This is a genomic window from Rossellomorea vietnamensis NBRC 101237, assembly GCF_001591825.1.
In the GTDB taxonomy this organism is placed as follows: domain Bacteria; phylum Bacillota; class Bacilli; order Bacillales; family Bacillaceae_B; genus Rossellomorea; species Rossellomorea vietnamensis.
Genome location: NZ_BCVQ01000005.1, coordinates 54,178 through 75,746, shown reverse-complemented (window position 1 = coordinate 75,746; position 21,569 = coordinate 54,178). Strand labels below are relative to the sequence as shown.

Below are 21,569 nucleotides of genomic sequence, written 5' to 3'. Positions count from 1 at the left end.
AGGACTAAGAAATTTACTTTAATAGACGTTTGAACAGACAACTTCTCACCCTCCTAAATATAATGGTAAAGATCATATCATTTATAGGAGGTTTTTTCTGTGGCATTTCCCAGTAATTCACAGTATACCCCTGTTATAGTGGGGGGGACACCCGTATTTGATGTCTTAGGAGATGAAAGTCCCGTTTCAACAGATATTGTAGGGAATTCAACGTTTCCTGCAGGTTTCTTTGCTTACGACGGGACGAATGTATATTTCCGATTAAGACTGAACGGGGATCCCCGGAACAATCAATTAACAGGTTTCAGAAATTTCGCATGGGGGGTTTTAATTAATACAACCGGTGTTGCCGGGACATACGATTGGCTTTTTAACGTGGATGGATTGAATAACCGAGTGAGTTTGATTCAAAATACGGTGAAATTGGTCAATTCGTGGAATGACCCTGCGGAAGGGACTGGAGGAGGAAACCCTAATTTCTCTCAACCCATTACCAATTTTGATTATGCCCGGGTGACGCCTGCAGATTCAAGCATCGGAGGCGATCAGGATTTTTTCCTGGAATGGTTCCTTCCAGCAAGTACGGTATTCTCCCTTTTGGGCATTAATGAATCAACAGCCATCCGTGCCATTTATTTTACATCAGCAAACGCAAACAACTACAACAAAGATTCTTTAAGGACGAGTGAAGGCTTCTCCTTCGCGAATGCATTAAGTGACCCCGTCACGCCAAGTCAGGCCGATATCAGGGCCAGGCTTTCGACCAACAAGGTAAGAAATTCCGGACCACAAACGGTCCTTCTTGGTCAGCAGGCAACGTGGACAGGTACCGTAACTGTGACGAATACGGGTCTTTCACAAGCTACGACGGTCTTTCTCGATGACATTATCGGTCCGGATCAGGTTACCGGATTTGTCGTGAATTCCACATCCCAAGGGCTCACCACGTATAACTCAGCTACTAAACTACTGACCTGGAACGTCGGAAACCTGAATCCGGGTGCCACCGCTACTCTAACATTCTCACTGAGTGGTGCCTATACAACCAGCGGATCGAGAAACTTGGATGGGGTACAGGCATCAGGTGTAGATTCATCGTCGGGTAACCCCATTCAATCCAACACTTCCGTGGTGACGATCACCGTGCAACAAAGCGCTACGGTCAATGGGACCATCACGGATCAAACAACCGGGTTGGTACTCCCGAACTCCACCGTTTCGCTTCTGCAGGGAATGAGCGTCATTGCCACTACACAAACGAATACAAGCGGCTTTTATTCGTTTACCAATGTCGTGCCTGGAAACTATACGGTTCAGGCTTCATTAACCAATTACGTGACAGGAAGCGTGAATGTGACGGCGACAGCAGGAACTTCGACAACCGGCAATATTGCCCTCGTACCTCAGCCAAGTACCATAACAGGTAACGTTTCGAATGGTGGTGCCATCAATAATGCGACCGTCCAGCTTCTGAATAATGCCGGTACGGTGGTGGATACCACAACCACCAACATAGCCGGTAATTATTCCTTCACTAATGTGACACCTGGACTCTATAACGTATCTGTTGTGGCCACAGGATTTCAATCTCAGACAAAAGCGGTGATGACAGAACCGAACCAGGCGTCTGTGGTCAATTTCACGCTTGTTGCAAATCCCGGTGCAATATCCGGTACAGTCCGTGATGCCTCTACTACTAACACAATCCCATTTGCCAATTTAGAGCTCCTGGACTCCAATGGGGTGCACATTGCTACGACCACGGCTGATGGAAGTGGTCAATATACCTTCAATAATTTAGCACCTGGAACGTATCAGGTCAGGTCCTTTGCTGCTAACTATAGTTCCACGACGGTCTCTTCGATTGTCACCGCCGGAAATACCACCATTACGAACCTCTTCCTCGACCCGAATCCAGGATCTATTCAAGGGACGGTCATTGACGCTGACACCATGACGGCGATATCTGGTGCTTCCGTTCAGGCAATCAATAGTCAGAATGTGGTTGTAGCGAGTACCACAACGAATGGAAGTGGGCAATACTCCTTCACCAGTCTCACTCCCGGTTCTTATTCTCTCATATTTACAGCGAATGGTTATGCGACTCGAACTCTCGGTGCCATCGTCGTATCGAATACAGTCACCATTGTTGATGCTGCGTTATCCAGGCTTGCGGGTGCGCTGGTTGGTACCGTTCAGGACCCTAATAGTGCAGCGATTCCCGGAGCAACCGTCACGGTATTTCAGAACAATATCCAAATCAGTACGGCCGTGACAGATGCCAATGGGCAATATATGGTACCCGGCCTCCCTCCTGGTAGTTATTCTGTGGTTGTGAGTGCACCAAATTACACAACTGAAACAGTTGCTGCCATGATTGAAAGTGGCCAAACCACAACGCTAAATGTCACATTAAATGAAAACCCCGGTACATTGACCGGTTTTGTCAGGGATACCAATAGCAATCCGATTGCAGGTGGAAGTGTCACCGTGCAAATCAGCACGGGAACGGGCATCATCGTTGCTACGACTGTGACGGCACCTGATGGGTCCTATACGGTTCAGAACCTTGCTCCGGGAAATTATATCGTCATCGCTGCCGCTACCAATTATCAGGCTGCCACTGAAGGGGTGACAATCGCGTCCAATGCGACGAGCGTTGTGAACTTTAATTTGGCCTCCGATCCAGGATCCATTGCAGGGAACGCAACCAATGCTCAAACCGGCACGCCTATCATTGGTGCAAACGTTCAGGTGAGAGTGGTGGACTCCAGTGGAGCCGTTATCGCAACAGCTCTAACCGACAATAACGGTCAATATGCCGTGAATGGGTTAGCACCGGGAGTATATACGGTGGTTGTATCAGCACTCAATTTCCAGACTAACGCTGCAACTGTACAGGTTTCATCCAACCAAACGGTCGATGGCAGTATTGCCTTGGAGCCTAATCCAGGAAGGATAACGGGAACCGTTGTGGATAGTCCGGGAGGCAATCCTATCGCGGGGGCTAGCGTGAATATTGTCAACAGTTCCGGTAGTCTGATTACGACGGTACTGACGGATTCAAATGGATTATTCATGGTAGAAGGACTGGCACCTGATAATTATACAGTGAACGTGTTCGCTGCCAATTTCCAGAACGCTACAGTGGGTGCTCTTGTTTCGTCAGGTCAGACAACACCCGTCTCGGTTTCATTGCTACCCAACCCTGGAGCGATTACAGGAACCGTTTCTCCTATCGTGCCAAACACAATCATTCAGTTAAGAGATGTAAACAATGTCCTGATCGATTCTACAGTCGCCAATCAAGACGGGACTTTCTCTTTTACAAACTTGACCCCAGGCACCTATACAGTGTCTGCATCAGCTCCCAATTATTCCACGGCTCAGGCAGGGGTTTCTGTTCTTGCCAATCAAACCTCTTCGGTTGCCATAACACTTACCCCAAATCCGGGATCTATATCAGGATTTGTAACCGATAATGTAGGAACTCCAATCGGAAACGCCATCATTCAGGTGTTCGGTCAAAACAATATCTTGATTGGGACCGGATTCACGGACGCATCGGGTCATTATGTAATAGGAAATTTACCAAGTGGCTCTTTTACCGTGGTGGCCAATGCACCTGGATTTGGACAGGTGATCACCGGAATCAGTCTGGGAGTGGGGGAAGATTTAACCGGCGTCAATATTTCATTGGTTCCGAATCCCGGAAGTATCAATGGGCAGATCACCAATCTGACAACTGGCGATGCCATTCCCGGGGCCACGGTAGTCATTATCGATGGGATCTCCCAAATCCCCGTAGCAACGACAACGACATCCGTTTTCGGTAACTATTCTGTCAGTGGGCTGGCTCCCGGATCTTATATCGTCTCGGCCTCGAAAGTGGATTTTACGACAGAACAAATCGGAGCCATCGTCCAAAGTGACTCATCGACGATAGCGAATCTGGCTTTAAATGAGAATCCTGGTACGCTTACAGGAAATGTGGAAGATACAAACGGAAATCCAATTACAGGTAACAACATTCAAATCTCTGTGTTTAACGAAAATAATGTGCTCGTTGTCAGTTTCTTTGCGAACTCTGATGGGACATATTCAGTGCCTTCACTTGCACCAGGGACGTATTTCGTTACAGCTACAGCACCAAACTATTCGTCGTCCACCGTATCGGCAATCATTCAATCCAATCAAACCACAACGGTTACCAACGTGCTAGCAGCAAATCCTGTGACCCTTTCCGTGCAGGTATTGATTCAGAATACTTCGACTCCTATAGAAGGATCGACCGTCACCATTCGGCATTCCAACAATATCACGATTGCCACCGGTATTACGGATGCGAACGGAAATGTCACCTTCACCTCTTTGCCGGTAGGTACACTGAATATTACAGCGGATGCAGCCACATTCGGGACAGATACGAAGTCTGTTATCGGGGGACCTGGAGACATTCTCTTTGCTGAACTCAATCTTTCTCCAAATTCTGGACAGATTCAAGGTTTCATTACCAATCTTGCAAATGGAAATCCCATCTCAAACGCCGTCATCCAACTTTACGATGTCACGAATGTACTCGTCCAAACCACATTATCCAACCAAAATGGGGAGTATACGTTTGCCGGTGTCACTCCTGGAGTGTATACTGTCGTGGCCAATGCAGCCGAATTTGGTCCGGAGACAGCGGGAGCGATCGTCATATCTGATCAAACCAGCTTTTTGAGCTTTGCATTGAAGCCGAACCCTGGAATCGTTCAAGGATTCGTAAGGGACTCGATTACGCTTGCTCCAATAGCTGGAGCCACTGTAGTCGTCCGTGAACTTTCCGGAACCGGTCCGATCATTTTCACCACCATCACCGATTCGAGCGGATTCTTTCAGACGACGACTCTTTCTCCTTTGGTGTATGTACTGGTGGGAAGCAGTCCGAGTTACGGGGCATCTGCTGTTTCGGCGGAAGTCATGAGCGGAGGAGTCACCAATGTTGAAATTCTTCTCACGCCGAATCCCGGTTCATTAACGGGGACGGTCAGGGATGCGCAAACCCTGCTACCTTTATCGGACACCCTGGTCAGGGTCATTGACAGTCAGGGTACCGTTATCGGCACAGCACACACGGATGTGAACGGGGAGTATGTCATTCCTGGTCTGGCAGAAGGAAGCTATACCGTTGCGGCGATCAATACGGGTTATCAGGCATTGCTCCAACAGGTAAATATTCAACCCAACACCACCACCATACTGGACTTCAATCTCCTGGCTAACCCTGCCACACTCAGTGGGAATGTAGTGGATGCCGTTACAGCTTCTCCTTTGACAGGAGTCATCATTGAAGTCTATGCAAGTGGCACAGGTATATTAGTGAGGAGGGTCCTTACGGATGAAAACGGTGATTATTTGATAGAAGGTTTGCCTCAGGGAGCGTTTGACGTCATTGCCCAACTTGAAGGATACGCCATCAATGTAAATAATGTCTTCTTGGCACCTGGTCAAGCTGAGGTACTTGATATTGCCCTTACGCCGTTTCCTGCAACGATTCAAGGGACGATACTAGATGCCGTTACTATGAATCCGATCAGTGGAGCACTTGTCAAAGTGGTGATGCCAAATACAGATATCGTTGTTGCAAGCGCCTTGACGTCGAGTGATGGAACGTATTCCATCGGCAACTTGCCAACCGGCAATTACAATGTGGTCATTTCAGCAGACGGCTATGGAACAGTAATCATCCCGGTCATCCTTACCCCGAATGGGACAGAAACGGTGAATGCAGCCTTAGAACCAAATCCTGCTGGAATGACAGGTACCGTCTTCAATGCACAAACTGCGACTGGAATCCCAGGGGCACTCGTAAGGATCTTTAACTCAGACGGTGTGTTTATTACCAGCACTCTGACTGATGAAAATGGAGCCTATGTGATTACCGGGTTAGCAGCAGGTCAATATACGGCCATAGCAAGCGCGGATGGATTTGGAGATCAAATAGCGGTTGTGACGTTGTCACCAGGTGAAACGGAAATTGTTAACTTCAGTCTTTCGAACCTACAAGCGGTTCTTAAGGGAACCGTTCGGGATAGAGCCAACAATCAACCTATTCAAGCAGCACTGGTTCAAGTATTCAGGGTTGGGACGACACTGCCGGTAGCTTCTGTCCTCACCGATAGCTCTGGGAATTACTTGATTACGGGCCTTGAGCCCCGTGAGTATCGGGTGGTGTTCTCTGCAGAGGGTTATACGAGTGAAATATTCAGGATTTTCCTGACGAATGGAGAAACGAGGACTCTCGATGTAGAACTTGGACGTCAGCCTGCCACGCTGACAGGCACGGTTACGGATGCCGGGACGGGAACGCCAATTCTCGGTGCCGCTGTCGTAACTGTCATCAGTGGATCAGGAATTGTTGTGGCATCAACATTAACCGATCAAGAGGGAAGGTATATTCTGACCGGGCTTCCTGCAGGTGATTACAATGTCATATTCTCCGCAGATGGATATGTAAGGCAGACAATCCCTATCACCCTTAGTCCAGGGGAAACGGCGGTTCTAAATGCAGCATTGGAATCAAACCCTGCCACGATAACAGGAAATGTCAGGGATGCTGGCACTCTGGCAGCCATAGATAATGCCCTTATCCAAGCCTTTACAACCGATGGACGGTTACTGGGGGTGACGCTGACGGACATGGATGGGAACTATACGCTTTCGGGGCTCCCTGGAGGAGAAGTGGTCATTGTTGTGAGAGCGAGAGGCTATCAAAGTCAGTTCCAAACGGTCACGCTCATCAGGGGAACCACAAGGACCCTCAACTTTCTGCTGGAAGACAATCCTGCAAGCGTCAGGGGATATGTAACAGATATCCAAACGGGGGCACCGATTTCTCAGGTGCTGGTTCAAATCTTTCCGATTGGATCACAGGTGGCCATTCGCTCAACGTTAACCGATCCCAATGGATTCTATATCTTGTTAGGACTCCCGCCTGGGAATTTCATCATCAGGTTCACGGCACCGGGATACCCGGTGAAAGAGGTGAGTATCACTCTGCAAGAAGGTGAGGATCGGGTGCTGAATGTTCAGTTAGGAGAGGTAGTCCCTCCACCATCAAATTTGAGGCCTGAATGCATCGCTGTAGATAAAGTATATGATTGGGTGATTGCTACCCATAACGCAACCCAACCTATTTGGTTATCCGAAGGCTGTAGTGAGCTGGTCGATGAACTCCTGAATAGGGGAGAAGGTATACAGGTATCATGTCAGTTAACCCCTGCCGGATGTTCGGTCATCGGGTTTGAAAGAGGGACACCGGGATATGTGGAGGTGCGTGGCCAAGCAACACTTCAATTGACCATCCAATCCAGAGTATTTGAAGCAGAAACCTGCACGATGGAAACACCGGTCTTCTTTGATAAAAAGATCGCCATTTGTTTACCTGAAGGAATCGATCCTGAGAATGTGAAATGCTCCATCATCGATATCAAATGTGGGGAAAAACAAGGAACCCTCACCCAGGAACAGGTCCACATTCAATTCATTGCATGCCTGGAAATTGAAATTCTTCACCCGGTTATACTGGAAGTGCTTGCTTCTTTCTGTAGTCCAAGAACAACGGTGGATATGGTAGAAGAAGAGGATGACATGTGTTACTAAGAAAAAAAGAGGTGTTCTCAGAGAGAGAGCACCTCTTTTTATATTTGCTTCCATCCGATACCAGGTTTCAAAATCAAAGGGATGATACTTTGATGCTCGTCCATTTTCTATGAGGACTAGAGAACAAACTTCCAATATGCAAAGCAAATAAACGTACAAATCCACGAAACAAATCCAAAGGCGGTCACAATCGTCGTTTCCCCCCAGCCGTATTTTAAGCCGTAGTGATAATGAATCGGAGTCATTCTGAAGATTCGCTTACCCCTTGATTTAAATGAAGCCACCTGCAGAATGACCGACAGTTGTTCAGCAAAGTAGATAAAGAACAATAAGGGAATGAGGATCTCCACTTTTTCAATGACGGCCAGAAAGGAAAGGGACCCTCCAATCGCAAGTGACCCCGTATCGCCCATGAAAGCCTTGGCCGGAAAGATGTTATAAATCAGAAATCCGAGTAGGCAGCCGATCATGATTAAACAAAACAGTTTTACCTCGTGTGTATCTGAAATCATGAAAAAGAAAAAAGTAGGTGGGGATGGCCACCACTCCCAATAGCCCGTCCAAACCGTCCGTGAAATTGATGGCATTGGCAGAACCCACCACAAATAGAGTGATCACAATGAAATACGCCACAGCTGGAAGATTGATGGAGAGGTTATAATACACATCAATTGTCGTATCAATCTCCATTTCATTCATCAAATAGAAAAGCAGGGCACCCGTAAAAAGAAATTGGAAGATAAGCTTCGTTCTACTTGATACACCGCCGGGATCCTGACGGGATGCTTTCCAGAAGTCATCCAAAAAGCCGATAAAGCTGAATAGGATGTAAGTGATGGCCAGGAAGTACATCAGTGGGGTAGGTGAGATCACTAAGGCTACGATAATTCCGATGAAAAGAATGATCCCAAACATTAACGGTGTACCCTTTTTTATTTGATGATTGGAAGGTAATTCTTTACGAATGGGCTGCAGGAGGCCCAGTTTTCTTAATAGTGCAATGAACAAAGGGGATAATGCCGAGACTAATACAAAAGCAATAATGGCCGGGATGAGTTGATCTCTCACTTCTTATCTTCTCCTATTCTATTTAATCGTCTTTACATAAGTTCGATGAAGAGAGAGGATATCCTCTCTCCTGAAGAAGATACTTTTCAAAAAAATGGGTATTCGGAAGGATTTGACATGGATTGCAGCGAATACAGTAGGTAAAAAGTGGAATGTGGGTGGAGGAACTGAGTACTATTATCGACTATTACAATCAATATGATGAATGGGGAAGACTTGAACGTGAACCAGTTGAATTTCAGGTGAATTGGCATTATATACGGAAACATATGCCTACTGGGGGGACTGTTCTTGATAATGGTGCCGGACCGGGGAAATATTCAATGGAGCTGGCCAAAGCGGGATATCAAGTGACATTGACCGATTTAACACCAAGACTAGTGGGAATTGCAGAAGGTAAAGCAAACGAACTTCATCTGGAAGGACAATTCGACGGTTTTCATGCAGCCGATGCCAGGGACCTGCACATGCTTGAAGATGAACAGTTCGACTCTTCACTCATGCTCGGGCCCATGTACCATCTGCAGGAAGAAAGCGACCGCATAATGGCCGTGAAAGAACTTAATAGAGTGACCAAAAAGGATGGCCTCGTATTTGTAGCCTTCATGCCGAGGATCAGGCATATCCTCACATCGCTCGTCTCTCCTGACAACTGGAAGCCCCATGATGAGGTGGATGCGATCCTGCAATTCGCCCAAACAGGCTGTTTCAACCATGCCGATCAAGGACGTTTCACGGGTGCCTATTATTTTGATATAGAAGACATCAATCCATTTATGGAAGTCAATGGCTTTGAAACCATTGACCTCATCGGATCGAATGCAGGTGCTCTTCTAAATCAGACCCACTGGGATTACTGGAGAGAAAAAGGGGAAGTAGAAGTGAGGAAAATCATTGATCTTATTATAGAAAGAGCAACAGATCCTTATATCCTTGGGGTATCATCACACTTGCTTTATATCGGCAGAAAAAAATAACAAATGTTTCGGAGGAATCAACGATGAACGAAAAATTAGTAAGAGTCGGAACCACGTATATACCAGTTCGCGACGTGGAAATGTCTTCAGAATGGTATGTGACGAAACTGGAGGCAGAATTAAACTATAAAGATGAAGATAAGGCGATTTTAAATCTTGCAAATCAAAGTATCTTTCTTGTTAAATCAAAAGAAAACGAGAGTGCCAACTTTATAGATATTCACGGTAAGGAACGCTTTTCGTTAACCTTTGAAGTGGATGGGTTAGAGGCTCTGGAGAATGTGCGCGGGGACTTTATACGTCGCGGGATGAAGGTTGGAGAGATTGAGGACCGAGGTCATTCAGGAAGGAATTTTGTTTTTTATGATGTGGATGGGAATAAGTTTGATGTGTGGAGTGAACTTAGTCCGACGTTTAGAGAGAAGTATTTGATTTCGGAATCAAAGTGATTTAGATGGGGGCCACATCTGAGGGGTGTGGCTTTTTTTATGGTTGAGGTTTGCGGGTTCAGCTGCTGAATATATGGTTATAATCAGCAGCTGAATTTTTTCGGTTGAATCAGCAGGTGAAGAACAACGAATATTCAGCAGCTGAATGAACCAAAATCAAAACTTCACCCCACCAAAAAAGGTGCTTATCCAAAGCAGGATAAACACCTTTTTTAAATTACTGTGCGACTTTCTCCTCACTCTCCAACTGCTGAGCACGTTGTCGCTTCGACTTCCTGAAATACAGCAATTCATAAAACACAGGGACGACCACAAGCGTCAGCACCGTGGCACCGGCAAGACCACCGATGACGACAACGGCAAGTGATTTCGATACGAGGCTTCCATCTTCCGTATGACCGAAAAGAAGCGGGAGCATGGCACAGATCGTGGCAATCGCCGTCATGACGACCGGACGGAGACGGGTGCCGCACGCTTCCAGGATCGAGTCACGAATGATCATCGTTTCCTCATTCTGCTTGACGCGGTCGATCAAGACGATAGCGTTTGTCACAACAATACCGATCAGCATCAACGCTCCAATTAAAGCCGTTGCGTCTGCAGGGACGCGTGCAATCAGCAGTCCGAGGACGGCGCCGATTGAGGCGAGTGGCAGTGTGATCAAAATCGCCAGCGGTGCTTTCAACGTCTTAAAGGTCAGGACCATGATCAGGTAGACAATCATGATGGATGCAAGCATTGTCATGCCAAGGTCCTTAAAGTCGTCGGCCTGTTGGGCAGCGGCGCCGCCGGTATCAAGGGAAACGCCTTTTGGCAGGTCGATATCCTTGATTTCGGTACCGATATTCTTCGAAATAACCGAGAGCTCTTCAGGTTTTACCTCTGCCGTGATTCGGACATATAAGTCACCATCTTTATGCAGGACGGTACTTGGCTTTTCTTCTTCCGTTATGGAAGCCACTTCTGTAAGAGGCTGGATGCCTGAGTTTGTCGCAATGGTCAAGTCTTTCAAATCTGACGTTGATTCAGGATTGACGCCTGCGTCCAGAAATACAGGTGTCGTTACATCATCCAGGTTGATGGCCCCGATCGGCTGTGGATTCAATAAGGAACGGATTTGCATGGCCGTTTGCTGGGCATTCGCTTTCTCCGTATTGACGTTCACCGTGAAAACAGGTGACGTTTTCTCCTGATTGCTTGAGACTTTCTTCACACCGTCTACATCTTTGATCTTATCCATGATGGTTTTGGAAGTAGTCAGAAGTTCATTGGCGTCATTTCCGACAACATCATAGGTGATGCTTGAGTTGGATGAGCCTCCGAAGATGGAGGATGGTGAAGCTGTAATCGTCACACCTTTTTCATCCTTCTTTGTTTCATTCACTTCTTCGATGAAGGATTCTGCATCGGATCCTTCTTTCATGATGACGGTATACACCGCTGTGTTTGGATCACTCACGGCTCCGTATTCAGCGTTTTCTTCACTTGCACCGTACTGGGTGATCAAGTAATCGTACCCTTTAAACCCGGATAGCGTTTCTTCGAATTCCATGGTGCGCTCTTTAATCGTGTCTTCTGGTGTATCACTCGGAAACTCCATGGTGACGGCTACGAAAGAGGCATCATTCGCACTCGTTGCAGCTTTGGGTAACGTGATATAAAGAGCAATGGATCCCCCGAATACAAGAATGGCCAACAGGATGGGAATCCATTTGTGATTGAGTGACCAACGCAAAACATTCACATAGCGGTGCGGCGTGTTGTGTTTTGGCAAGGTTGTATTTTTCAACATTCCTCGGCTTAATAATGGCACGACCGTAACGGCTACAAGCAGAGATGCGAGCAATGAATACGTAACAGTCAAACCGAACGGAAGCAGGAATGCTTTCAACGATCCGTTGACGAGTCCCATCGGCAGGAATACAGCCACTGTGATGAGAGTGGAAGACGTAATCGCACGGGAAACTTCCTTTGTCGCGAGCAGGACATTCTGTTTGGTCAGTTTTTCATTTTGGCTTCGCCTGAAAATATTCTCGACGACGACGATGCTGTCATCAACGAGTCGACCGACCGCTACTGCGACCCCTCCCAGTGTCAGGATGTTCAAGGTGACTCCGGATAACCAGAGCAGGAATAACGTGATACAGAGTGATAATGGAATAGACACAACGGTAATCAGTGTTGGCTTGAACTTTCTTAGGAACAACAGAATGACAAGGGTTGCGAAAAGAGCACCAAGTGCCACTTCGCGAACCATGCTGTTCACTGAGTTTTCCACCATATCACCTGTGGTAAACAGTGCCGTTGCTTCTACACCGTCATAGTCCTTATTGATTTGATCGACTGTTTCTTTCACATCGTCTCCGGCGGTAACGGCACTGGCATCGCTCTCTTTGAACAGGACGAATGCCAAAGCTTCTTTCCCATTTACACGGGTGATGGTGTTTTCCGCTTTCACTTTTTCAACGTTTGCGATGTCTTTCAATTTGACTGCAGGAGCATTCGGGACTTGCATTGGTACCGGCAAGTTCTCCAAGGCTTCTACGGAAGTCAGATTGTCCGTGACGTTGATCGTACTCTTCTGGCCGTCAATCGTCGTGCTTCCGGCAGAGGCAGAAACATCCTGCCCTTGCAGTACGCCCATAACCGCATTGACCGGAATATGTAACTTCTCCAGTTTGTGGTGATCAAGATTGATTTGGACCCGTGGGCTGTTTTCTCCAGCGATGCTTACCTGAGACAGGGAGCCCTTATTTTCAAAGAGCGGCTTGAACTCATCATTGACGAGATCAAGGTTCTTTTTCGTCAATCCATCATCAAATGTCACAGACACCTGACTGATCGGGATCATCGAGGTGTTCAGCTGAGAGATTTGCGGCTGTCCGACTCCTTCAGGAAGCTGGATTCCTTTGATGGCCTCTTCGACCTTGTTCTTGGCTTCCTTCATGTCACTTTTTGAATCGAAGTTAATGGTCACCTGGGAATATCCTTCCCCGGTCGTGGACAGGATCGATGTCTTCCCTGAAATCGATGTCACTGCCTGTTCAACGGGTTCTGTGATGTTCGTGGTCATGGAGCCTGCGTCATACCCCTGACCCAGGGTGACGACGGTCACTTGTGGATTATCCGCTTCAGGCAGGAATTCCATAGGCAGACGGAAATAACTTATGATGCCGAGAAGCAATGTTATGATGATAAATAGTGTCATGGCTGCCTTATTGCGGAATACCCAATTGGTTAAAGTTTGCATGTGTTTCCCCCCTAATACTGATTTGGCTTTTAACCTTCTTTTTAAAGATACTGTAATACGGAATGCATCACAGCCACCTCCAGGCTAATATTCGCCTAGGTCTTGAGGCGGATTTCCTCTTGTCACAAAATTCATTTTACTGTAGAGCACTCCTTGTTATTCTTAAAAACTTGTAAATTTTATGTAAGGACCTGCCCTGTGTAAAAATATTCCTGTCACAATATAGTATTATAGTATGAATGGTAAGAAGTGGGAATGGTGAATTTCATGTAGGCTAAAGTTTTACAAACCGATTGTTTATTGGGAGAGTTTTTGGAATAATTGGAATTGAATGGATTGAAGGGATAAGAAAAAAATGTTATTTGAAGCCGACATATTTAGAGGGGGATTGATTATGAAAGATTTAAAAGCTTCTAATTGGATTAATCTCCTTGCTGCGATTGGTATCGTGATCAGTTTCTTCGTGTATGAGCCCTACACATATGTGCGAATTGTATTATTAATTTTCGCAATTACTGAACCAATGCTTCTGTACTTTCAAAAGAGAATGGAGCATGCCAAACTTTGGTTCTGGGCATATTGTATTTTCATCCTGTCAGGTGTTTTTCTGGCATATTCTTTAGATGAACCACTTATGAACACATCTAAATTATTTTATTTCCTTCTCTATACCATGGTATTGCTAACGGCAACATATAAAGGATTATTTCAATCAACTAAACAATGCATATAAGAAATAATCGTTTTCTTATAGAGGAGAAGTGTGAGAATGAAGAGAATCATAGTCTTAGCCATTTTAGTGCTCTCGATATTAACCGCATGCAGTTCATCAAAGGATTCGTCAACATTAAGCTTCAGTAAAGTGAAAACTGTCCCAGCTGATGTACAAAATAAAATCGAACCCGAATACACACTCCAGCTGATGGATGAAGGAAAAAAGGGTTCATATATCGTATTTCAATCAAGTGGAGAAGTAGAAACAGATGTGCAGTCAAAAGATGATACGGTCACAATCAAGTTCAACACCTCCGAGTCAAAAGAGAATGTTGTGGAGCAACATGTCTATTATTTAACAAGAGATAAAGGGCAAGACGTCATTCATGTTTTAGTGGATAGTAAGCCTGCCGTTTTTGATAATGTTACTGGGTTGTGAGCAGAACGATTTTGCACGATGACAAAGAGAAAGGAACATTTATAATGACACAATCATTGATCTTCGATATGGATGGAACACTCTTTCAAACAGACAAAATATTAGAAGTCTCTCTGGATGATGCGTTCGAACGATTACGGTCAGAAGGCAAGTGGTATGAGGAAACCCCGATTGAGAAATACCGGGGGATTATGGGTGTTCCTCTGCCAAAGGTATGGGAGGCACTGTTGCCTGACCATTCTCTTGAAGAAAGAGAGCAGACCGATGCCTTTTTTCTTGAGAGATTAATTCAGAATATAAGGAATGGAAAAGGGGCCCTATATCCTCATGTTCAGGAACTTTTTAGCCATTTAAAAGAAAATGGATTCAGCCTCTACATAGCCAGTAACGGATTAATTGAATACTTAAACGCTATTGTTGATTATTATGCCCTGGACCAATGGATAACGGAGACATTCAGTATTCAGCATATTGAATCTCTGAATAAATCAGATTTAGTCCGGCATATTGTGGAGAAATACGAGATTACGAGTGGAGCTGTGGTAGGGGACCGGTTATCGGATATACATGCGGCGAAGGACAATGGGTTGATTTCCATTGGTTGTCGTTTTGATTTTGCCCGGGAAGAGGAGCTTGCGGAGGCTGATGTGATCATTGAGGGGTTACTGGAATTAAAAATGCTGTTTCCTGCAAAAAAGCAAGGTATTAAATGAAATCGTTCATTAGAAAAGGGGTATCCAAGTGATCCAACATAAATCAATCCATATTCTAAATGGAACAGAGATGTACAAACGTTTCAAAGAGACTGGGTTTCTTGAATCAGAAGAGATGATTCCATTTAACGAAGCCATGTGTTGGGGAGAGACGTGCGAAAACATATTTTCAGATGAGTTTATTGAGATGCGTTCGAAGGTTCATCATGTAACGCGGAATCAATATACAGACATCACCCTGAAGCCGTTGGAGCCACTCTTTCATGAGCGTGTGGACACTATTGCCTTGTGGTTTGATGAAGATATGTTCTGTCAAATGAATGTGCTGACGATACTCGCCTGGTTGGACCAGAGGGAGTATAAAGGGTCTATTGAGCTGCATCTTGTAGATCATCAGTATAAGCCAGTGAATAAGTACAGCTTAGAGGCGAAGGGGTATGCGGCCCTTTACGAAAAAGTGATGATTCATCGGACGATGCCTGAGGACATTGTGCTAGAACCTTTAAAAAAGGGAGTTGAGCTTTATTTAAACTACTGGGAGAAGGATAGTGAACTGATGGTGTATATCCAGAAGCATCCGAATGTTCCGATAGAGAAGCTGGTATCGCTTATGCTTGAGAATTTCAGAGAGTATGGATTAGGGGATACGCAGTATTTTGAGATGATTGAGGAAGGTCGGCAGAGAAAGTGATTTATTCAGGACAGGTGAGTGATGCTGAAAATGAATCATGTTGTATTACTGTTTAGCTTGCTATTAGTAGCTGGAGCGGTTGAATGGGTTGGAATGGAAATTCTGAAACGTGTATATAAACGTAAGACTCTTTTATTCTCGTCTAGTGTATGGGGGAGTCTTATGATTATTTTTAGTGTAATCTGGTTTTGGAAAAGTAAAGGATAATTATGGGGTTTTAGATAGGGAGAGTGATTAGATTATGCCAATTTATAATCAAATAGGAAAAACCTACAACGCGACCAGAAAAGCAGATTCTCGCATCACTCGGATGATCCTGCAGCAACTCAAACTGGAACCCTCTGCAACCATCTTAGACATTGGAGCAGGAACCGGAAATTATAGCTATGAACTAGCTGAAGAGGGATACCGTGTCATTGCTCTTGAACCGTCAGAAATCATGAGGACCCAGGGCAGGCAGCATAGGAATTTGACTTGGAAAGAGGGAGTTGCAGAGCAAATTCCATTGGAAGATGCGTCCGTTGACGGAATCATCTGCACACTCGCCTCTCATCATTTTCATGATTTATCCGTTAGTTTTCAGGAAATGAGAAGGGTCTTAAAGGAAGGTGGCAAGATTGTCATTTTCACCTTGGATCCAAGATTATGCGAAGAGGAGTGCTGGCTGTTTGACTATTTCGGACCAGTCTTAGATGGTGCTTATAGGATTCATCCTCCAGTGAAAGAGCTATCCCAATTACTTGAGAAACAGATCGAGCGACCGGTTACCATGGTTCCTTTTCCATTACCTTATGATTTGACGGATCAATTTTTCTTTACGGGATGGAGGACGCCGGAGCTTTATTTAGACAGGGATTTTCAAAGGGGGACATCTCCACTTGCCAAGGGGGAGGAGGTGAACCAGTGCCTTGAACATTTGCAGAGGGATCTGGAGAATGGATATTGGCATGAAAAATATCAACAGGTCATTCATTTGAATGAGTATGATTGTGGGCATTTCTTTTTAGTCGTTTAAAACTTTAACGAGGTGATTATTTAATGGGAGTTTATTATTTTGCTATTCTATTTATAGGGGTTTTTCTCATTTTCCGTGCTGGTTTGCAGGCGTCTAAGCAGGGTTCTTTCTTAAAGCCAAGAGTGTTTGTCTATGGTGTGATGGGTGCTGTGTTGATTGGATTATCCATTTTTATGTTTACCCCGGGAAGTGCTGATATTGTGGCTGACCTATTAGGGATGACTAACTAGCGAATTAAATGTTGTGTGAATTTAAAAGAGCGATTGGATATAATCATAATTGTTGAATGATACTTTAGGTAATACATAAAAAAGGAGTAGATTCACTATGAACAAGGTTACACCATTCTTAATGTTTCAAAACCGAGATGCCGAGGAAGCAATGAACTTTTACACCTCTCTGATTGAGGATTCATCCATTACCAATATAGCTCGCTATGGAGCAAATGAAAGTGGAGATGAAGGGACGGTCATGCAGGCGACGTTCACTTTGAAGGGACAAGAGTTTATGTGTATTGACAGCAATGTGAAGCATCAGTTTGACTTCACACCTTCTTTCTCCATCTTTCTTAAGTGCGATTCGGAAGAAGAACTTGAGACGATCTATGAGAAGCTGAATGAAGGTGGTCAAGCGCTTATGCCACTTGGAGATTATGGATTCAGTAAGAAATTTGGCTGGGTGAATGACCGTTTTGGGGTATCGTGGCAGCTGAATTTGCCTAATTGATCTTATGCTCAAAAGAAAATACGGAAACCGTGCTGATTGGAAGAGAGTAGAACAAAGGAGATACGCTCAAACCCATCTTCACACGAAGGAGTTCCAAGGGTATATCACTCTGTTGAACACAGTGGAAGTGAAGGAGCCATTAATTACCCGATATGGAGAGAAAGAAATATGCTTTGTTGATAACGGTTATATGTGGCTCCAACAGTTTCCTTTTGGGAAACATCATTCCGTCACTACCATGCTTGATGCAAATGGGGAAATCGTTCAGTGGTACATAGATATATGCCTGGAAAATGGAGTGGAGGACGGTGTTCCGTGGTTGGATGATCTCTACTTGGATATTGTCGTTCTGCCCTCTGGGGAAATCTTTCTGCTTGATGAGGATGAGCTTGAGCAGGCTTATAAAAAACGAATGATTTCTGAAAGTATGTATGATTTAGCTTGGAATGAAAGCAAAGAAATTATGAGACAGCTTCAAACTGATGAATTTATGATAATAAAACTGGCTCAAGAACATAAAAGAATGTTGGACCTCGAACTTACATAAACAGAGTCAAGGTGTCTGGCCCTCAACAAATTGAGCCAGACACCCGTTTTATTTTATAAATCCATTCCAAAACACATCGATTTATTCTTCATTGCCTGTGTTAACTTTCCTCTCAAGCCTACTAACCATTCCGGTTCATGGCTCCATTGTTCTTCTGATGATTTTAAAATACGGACATACCCGTATAAATCGGCAAACCTTCTGAAAGCCGGAAGTAATGCCAGCATCTCATCCTGGATTTCAAATTCGGTTCGATACCCATCCAGGAAGCATTCCTTTTTCTCTTGATACTTCTCAGGTGGAATGCAATCTTGCAAACTATCAAGTGTCTGTTCAATGTCCATCACATACCAATGATACATCGCATCGTCAAAATCAATGGCGTAACAAGATTGAGATTCTGCATCATAAAACACATTGTCGTATTCAAAGTCATAATGAATCAATCCAAAATTACTTTTTGATTTAGGTATGCTTTTAAAATATTCTTGTAATAGCTTTGTTTCCTTTAACGCTAATGCTTCATGAGGAAGATCCATCAGAATCGACTCAATAGAACTGAGGACATCGCAATAGGACCACCTCTCGGATTGAACAGGATGATACTCACTGGACAATCGATGAAGTTTCCCTAATGATTTTCCATAAGTGAAGATAATATGATCATTTAAATCGGTCTCACTAATCCGTATACCTGGTACCTTTTTGAACACGGAAGCATAATAGTCTCCCCATGGTGTTTGAACTTCCATAAGCTCTTTCCTGTCTTTTGAACCCACAGTTTCTAGTGCGCCATACTCCTTTGAACGAAGGTAAGAAATAAAATCAAGTTCCGCGAGAAGATTTTCCCGGCACTTCTCTGATGTTGGGGAAAATCTGAGAAACTGGGTCTTTCCATTGAAATAAAAAGAATAAGTAGCATTCGATGAGATTCTGTAGGTTGTGAACACGTCAGGTGATTTTCCATCAAATCCCCAATTCCTTACCAGCATTTCTGCCAGGTCTTCGTTGTTAAAAAGGTATTTCAGCTTCAACATAAACAGTCAACTCCTCATTTTGTTTGGTCACTCATTTGAGAAGAAAAACTGGAGAAGATATTGCTGTAAAAAGCGAAATATAAAAAGCCACAAGGTATATTAAATAACCCTGTGGCTAAAGATTTCGATTTTCATAACAAACCAATGCTGCCATACTCATTCCATTTTCACATAGTATCCGTATGAGTGAGAGGGCAATCCGTATCATTCTCCAAGGTTATCTTCATGAAATTAGTCATTGCGTCATCTCACTCCCTTCGTTATTGGTAAGAAAATTATACCATTTTCAAGATTGGCAAATCAAGGGATTTCGAATGGGCGAGTCTGATGTATAATGAGTGTTAAATAAAATGAAAGCGAGTGGATGGTTCATGAATAATATCACTCAAATGAAAATTCAAAAGCCGGCACATGAAATCTTCGAGGCGTTTGTTGATCCCGAAATGATAGGGAACTTCTGGTTCTCTTCAAGCTCTGAAAGGTGGGAGGAAGGAAAGGCGGTTACGTTAAGGTATGAAGAGTATGACGCTCAAGGTGATATACATATACTCGAAATCCAAGAAGAAAAGAAGATTGTTTTCGAGTGGGCAGGAAACCATAAAGTCACCATATCCTTTACTCAAGAAGAAACAGGCAGCACAATCGTAGGGGTTAAAGAAGAAGGGTTCGATGAGGATAGTGAAAATATTATCAACGAATTAGTAGATAATAAAGAAGGCTGGGTGTATATGCTAACATGCTTGAAGGGATACATGGAATATGGTGTGAACCTTAGGGCTTCGCTTGTTAAATAAATCTGAATGATAGTCCATTTTAAAAATCATCCTTCCACCTAAGGATGATTTTTATATAAATGAATACCTTGCATTATTAGGTAATATATTATATAAATATATAAGGGGGTGTAAAATTTGGAAATTAATAAAGAGGTCTTAAAAGGTCATATCGATACATTGATTCTCTCGCTTCTGAATAGCCGTGATATGTATGGGTATGAACTAGCAAAAACGGTCCGTGAAAAAAGCGAAGATCAATTTGAATTAAAAGAAGGTACGCTTTATTTATCATTGAAAAGGCTAGAAAAAAACCAGTGGATCTCTTCTTACTGGGGTGATGAGCAGGGGCCGGGCGGAAGAAGGAAGTATTATACGCTTACCCAAATAGGCGAAGAGGGGTTTGAAGAGAAGCGCAGAGAGTGGCAATTTGTAAAGAAAATCATTGATACCTTTATTGAAGGGGGAGAGAACCTTGAGACAGATTGATGCATATGTAGATTCTGTTTATCAACATATCGGGGGTAATCGAAAAGAAATTCAGGAATTGAAGGCTGAGATGAAAAGTCACTTACTGGAGGCTGTTCATGAACTGAGAGCAGAAGGAATGGGTGAGCAAGAAGCCGTTGATGTAGCCATTGAGCGTTTCGGTGGGGAACAGGAAATGCGTTCGATTGTAGGACAGCTCTTCAAGGCTCAAAAAACGTTCGCTAAATGGGTACTATATCTTGCACTTGTTGTTCTTCTTTTTACCGTTTCTGCGTTCGGGTATATATGGTCACTGGAAGAAGAAAATGCCAGTGAAAACTCTGAAATAGCTACCCAAGTTGCTTATGTTTTAGAAAATAAGTCCAGCATTACTGATGAGATGAAAATGAAAATAAATAGTTTAATTGAAATGACGGATCAAATCGCAAGCGTTGAGATTTATGATGTAAGTAGCGTGGAAAATACTAACATGGTATTTGATTATGTCAGAGACGCAAAGCCAGATTACCGATTTGAACAAAAAGTGTGGAATCCAGAATGGCTCCAAGCAGATTTCTTTCCATACGGAAACGGGGATGGAAAACAGTGGTACATCCAAATGGAAACAAGACATATAGGTGATTGGTTGGCGATCATTTTGTTCTCAGGAATGGCAATTTATATCACGTTGTTTACGATTTGGGCAACGATTAACGCGTATCATCATAGACGATTAAATATTGGGTGGATAGTGGTGTTTGCTTTGTTTAATGTCTTAGGGTATTTGGTTTATTACGTTGTGGGGAGAAAGAAGCTTAAAATGAGAGTTAAAGAAGCATAACACGTTAAGCTGAATGACCAATATGAAGTTGTATTTAAAGAAGCTCAGAGCTATGATCTCTGAGCTTTTATCATCTTTATTCGAAGATTTTTCTACAAACCAAACGTCTCTTCCTACTTCTATTATACCACGCTTAAAAAAATCATTATAGACTGTTTCTTCCACTGCAGTACTGCTAAAATCAAATAACATTGATGGATAAGGGGAGTGGCAG

At 44.0% G+C, this 21,569-nt stretch carries 17 protein-coding genes and 1 pseudogene; 14 read left to right on the top strand and 4 right to left on the bottom strand.

Features of this window, described 5'->3' with window-relative positions:
- Nucleotides 1-99 precede the first annotated feature (99 nt).
- Nucleotides 100-7,647 carry a carboxypeptidase regulatory-like domain-containing protein gene (locus BVI01S_RS22470; protein WP_061809389.1) on the top strand — a complete coding sequence of 2,516 codons (7,548 nt, stop codon included), beginning with the start codon at nucleotides 100-102 and terminating at the stop codon, nucleotides 7,645-7,647.
- A 116-nt stretch (nucleotides 7,648-7,763) separates the two neighbouring features.
- Here BVI01S_RS22470 and BVI01S_RS23225 read toward each other — a convergent pair whose 3' ends face one another.
- Together BVI01S_RS23225 and BVI01S_RS23220 are read right to left on the bottom strand one after the other, a co-directional pair.
- Nucleotides 7,764-8,060 (bottom strand): MraY family glycosyltransferase, encoded by a 297-nt coding sequence (locus BVI01S_RS23225; protein WP_369690879.1) that lies wholly within the window; start codon nucleotides 8,058-8,060, stop codon nucleotides 7,764-7,766.
- Nucleotides 8,061-8,063: 3 nt separating this feature from the next.
- Nucleotides 8,064-8,499: pseudogene (locus BVI01S_RS23220) on the bottom strand (MraY family glycosyltransferase); the annotation flags it as partial.
- A 383-nt stretch (nucleotides 8,500-8,882) separates the two neighbouring features.
- Between BVI01S_RS23220 and BVI01S_RS04395 the strand changes: the two are divergent.
- Nucleotides 8,883-9,692, top strand: a complete 810-nt coding sequence (locus tag BVI01S_RS04395; protein WP_094075188.1) for a class I SAM-dependent methyltransferase — start codon at nucleotides 8,883-8,885, stop codon at nucleotides 9,690-9,692.
- A gap of 23 nt (nucleotides 9,693-9,715) precedes the next feature.
- Complete coding sequence (locus BVI01S_RS04390) at nucleotides 9,716-10,141, top strand: VOC family protein (protein WP_061809387.1); 426 nt, start codon at nucleotides 9,716-9,718, stop codon at nucleotides 10,139-10,141.
- A 217-nt stretch (nucleotides 10,142-10,358) separates the two neighbouring features.
- On the opposite strand, the gene BVI01S_RS04385 is transcribed toward BVI01S_RS04390, so the two are convergent.
- Entirely contained in the window at nucleotides 10,359-13,391 is a 3,033-nt protein-coding gene (locus BVI01S_RS04385; protein ID WP_061809386.1) for an efflux RND transporter permease subunit, read from the bottom strand.
- Between the two features lie 394 nt (nucleotides 13,392-13,785).
- Between BVI01S_RS04385 and BVI01S_RS04380 the strand changes: the two genes are divergently transcribed.
- The 8 genes from BVI01S_RS04380 (at nucleotide 13,786) to BVI01S_RS04340 (ending at nucleotide 18,236) form a co-directional block, all read left to right on the top strand.
- Nucleotides 13,786-14,124 (top strand): hypothetical protein, encoded by a 339-nt coding sequence (locus tag BVI01S_RS04380; RefSeq protein WP_061809385.1) that lies wholly within the window; start codon nucleotides 13,786-13,788, stop codon nucleotides 14,122-14,124.
- 36 nt (nucleotides 14,125-14,160) lie between these two features.
- Nucleotides 14,161-14,544, top strand: coding sequence for a hypothetical protein (locus tag BVI01S_RS04375; protein ID WP_061809384.1), 384 nt, complete (start codon nucleotides 14,161-14,163; stop codon nucleotides 14,542-14,544).
- Between the two features lie 44 nt (nucleotides 14,545-14,588).
- On the top strand, nucleotides 14,589-15,257 hold the full coding sequence (locus BVI01S_RS04370) for an HAD hydrolase-like protein (protein ID WP_061809383.1): 669 nt from the start codon (nucleotides 14,589-14,591) through the stop codon (nucleotides 15,255-15,257).
- Between the two features lie 28 nt (nucleotides 15,258-15,285).
- Complete coding sequence (locus BVI01S_RS04365; protein ID WP_061809382.1) at nucleotides 15,286-15,948, top strand: hypothetical protein; 663 nt, start codon at nucleotides 15,286-15,288, stop codon at nucleotides 15,946-15,948.
- 241 nt (nucleotides 15,949-16,189) lie between these two features.
- Nucleotides 16,190-16,963: a class I SAM-dependent methyltransferase gene (locus tag BVI01S_RS04355; protein WP_061809380.1), complete on the top strand. Its 774-nt coding sequence runs from the start codon at nucleotides 16,190-16,192 to the stop codon at nucleotides 16,961-16,963.
- 23 nt (nucleotides 16,964-16,986) lie between these two features.
- Complete coding sequence (locus tag BVI01S_RS04350) at nucleotides 16,987-17,193, top strand: hypothetical protein (protein ID WP_061809379.1); 207 nt, start codon at nucleotides 16,987-16,989, stop codon at nucleotides 17,191-17,193.
- A 97-nt stretch (nucleotides 17,194-17,290) separates the two neighbouring features.
- The gene (locus BVI01S_RS04345; RefSeq protein ID WP_061809378.1) at nucleotides 17,291-17,689 is read left to right on the top strand and encodes a VOC family protein; all 399 of its coding nucleotides are present in this window, start codon (nucleotides 17,291-17,293) and stop codon (nucleotides 17,687-17,689) included.
- Between the two features lie 121 nt (nucleotides 17,690-17,810).
- Nucleotides 17,811-18,236: a ribonuclease FAU-1 family protein gene (locus BVI01S_RS04340; RefSeq protein ID WP_369690878.1), complete on the top strand. Its 426-nt coding sequence runs from the start codon at nucleotides 17,811-17,813 to the stop codon at nucleotides 18,234-18,236.
- A gap of 53 nt (nucleotides 18,237-18,289) precedes the next feature.
- Here the strand turns inward: BVI01S_RS04340 and BVI01S_RS04335 are convergent, their stop codons facing one another.
- The gene (locus BVI01S_RS04335) at nucleotides 18,290-19,273 is read right to left on the bottom strand and encodes a phosphotransferase enzyme family protein (RefSeq protein WP_061809376.1); all 984 of its coding nucleotides are present in this window, start codon (nucleotides 19,271-19,273) and stop codon (nucleotides 18,290-18,292) included.
- A gap of 371 nt (nucleotides 19,274-19,644) precedes the next feature.
- Between BVI01S_RS04335 and BVI01S_RS04330 the strand changes: the two genes are divergently transcribed.
- The 3 genes from BVI01S_RS04330 to BVI01S_RS04320 all read left to right on the top strand — a co-directional run bounded on the left by BVI01S_RS04330 (nucleotide 19,645) and on the right by BVI01S_RS04320 (nucleotide 21,355).
- Entirely contained in the window at nucleotides 19,645-20,067 is a 423-nt protein-coding gene (locus BVI01S_RS04330) for an SRPBCC family protein (RefSeq protein WP_061809481.1), read from the top strand.
- A gap of 117 nt (nucleotides 20,068-20,184) precedes the next feature.
- Nucleotides 20,185-20,535 carry a PadR family transcriptional regulator gene (locus tag BVI01S_RS04325; RefSeq protein WP_061809375.1) on the top strand — a complete coding sequence of 117 codons (351 nt, stop codon included), beginning with the start codon at nucleotides 20,185-20,187 and terminating at the stop codon, nucleotides 20,533-20,535.
- A complete protein-coding gene (locus BVI01S_RS04320; RefSeq protein WP_061809374.1) occupies nucleotides 20,522-21,355 on the top strand; it encodes a permease prefix domain 1-containing protein in 834 nt (277 codons plus the stop codon). The genes BVI01S_RS04325 and BVI01S_RS04320 overlap by 14 nt, the downstream gene beginning before the upstream one ends.
- Nucleotides 21,356-21,569 lie beyond the last annotated feature (214 nt).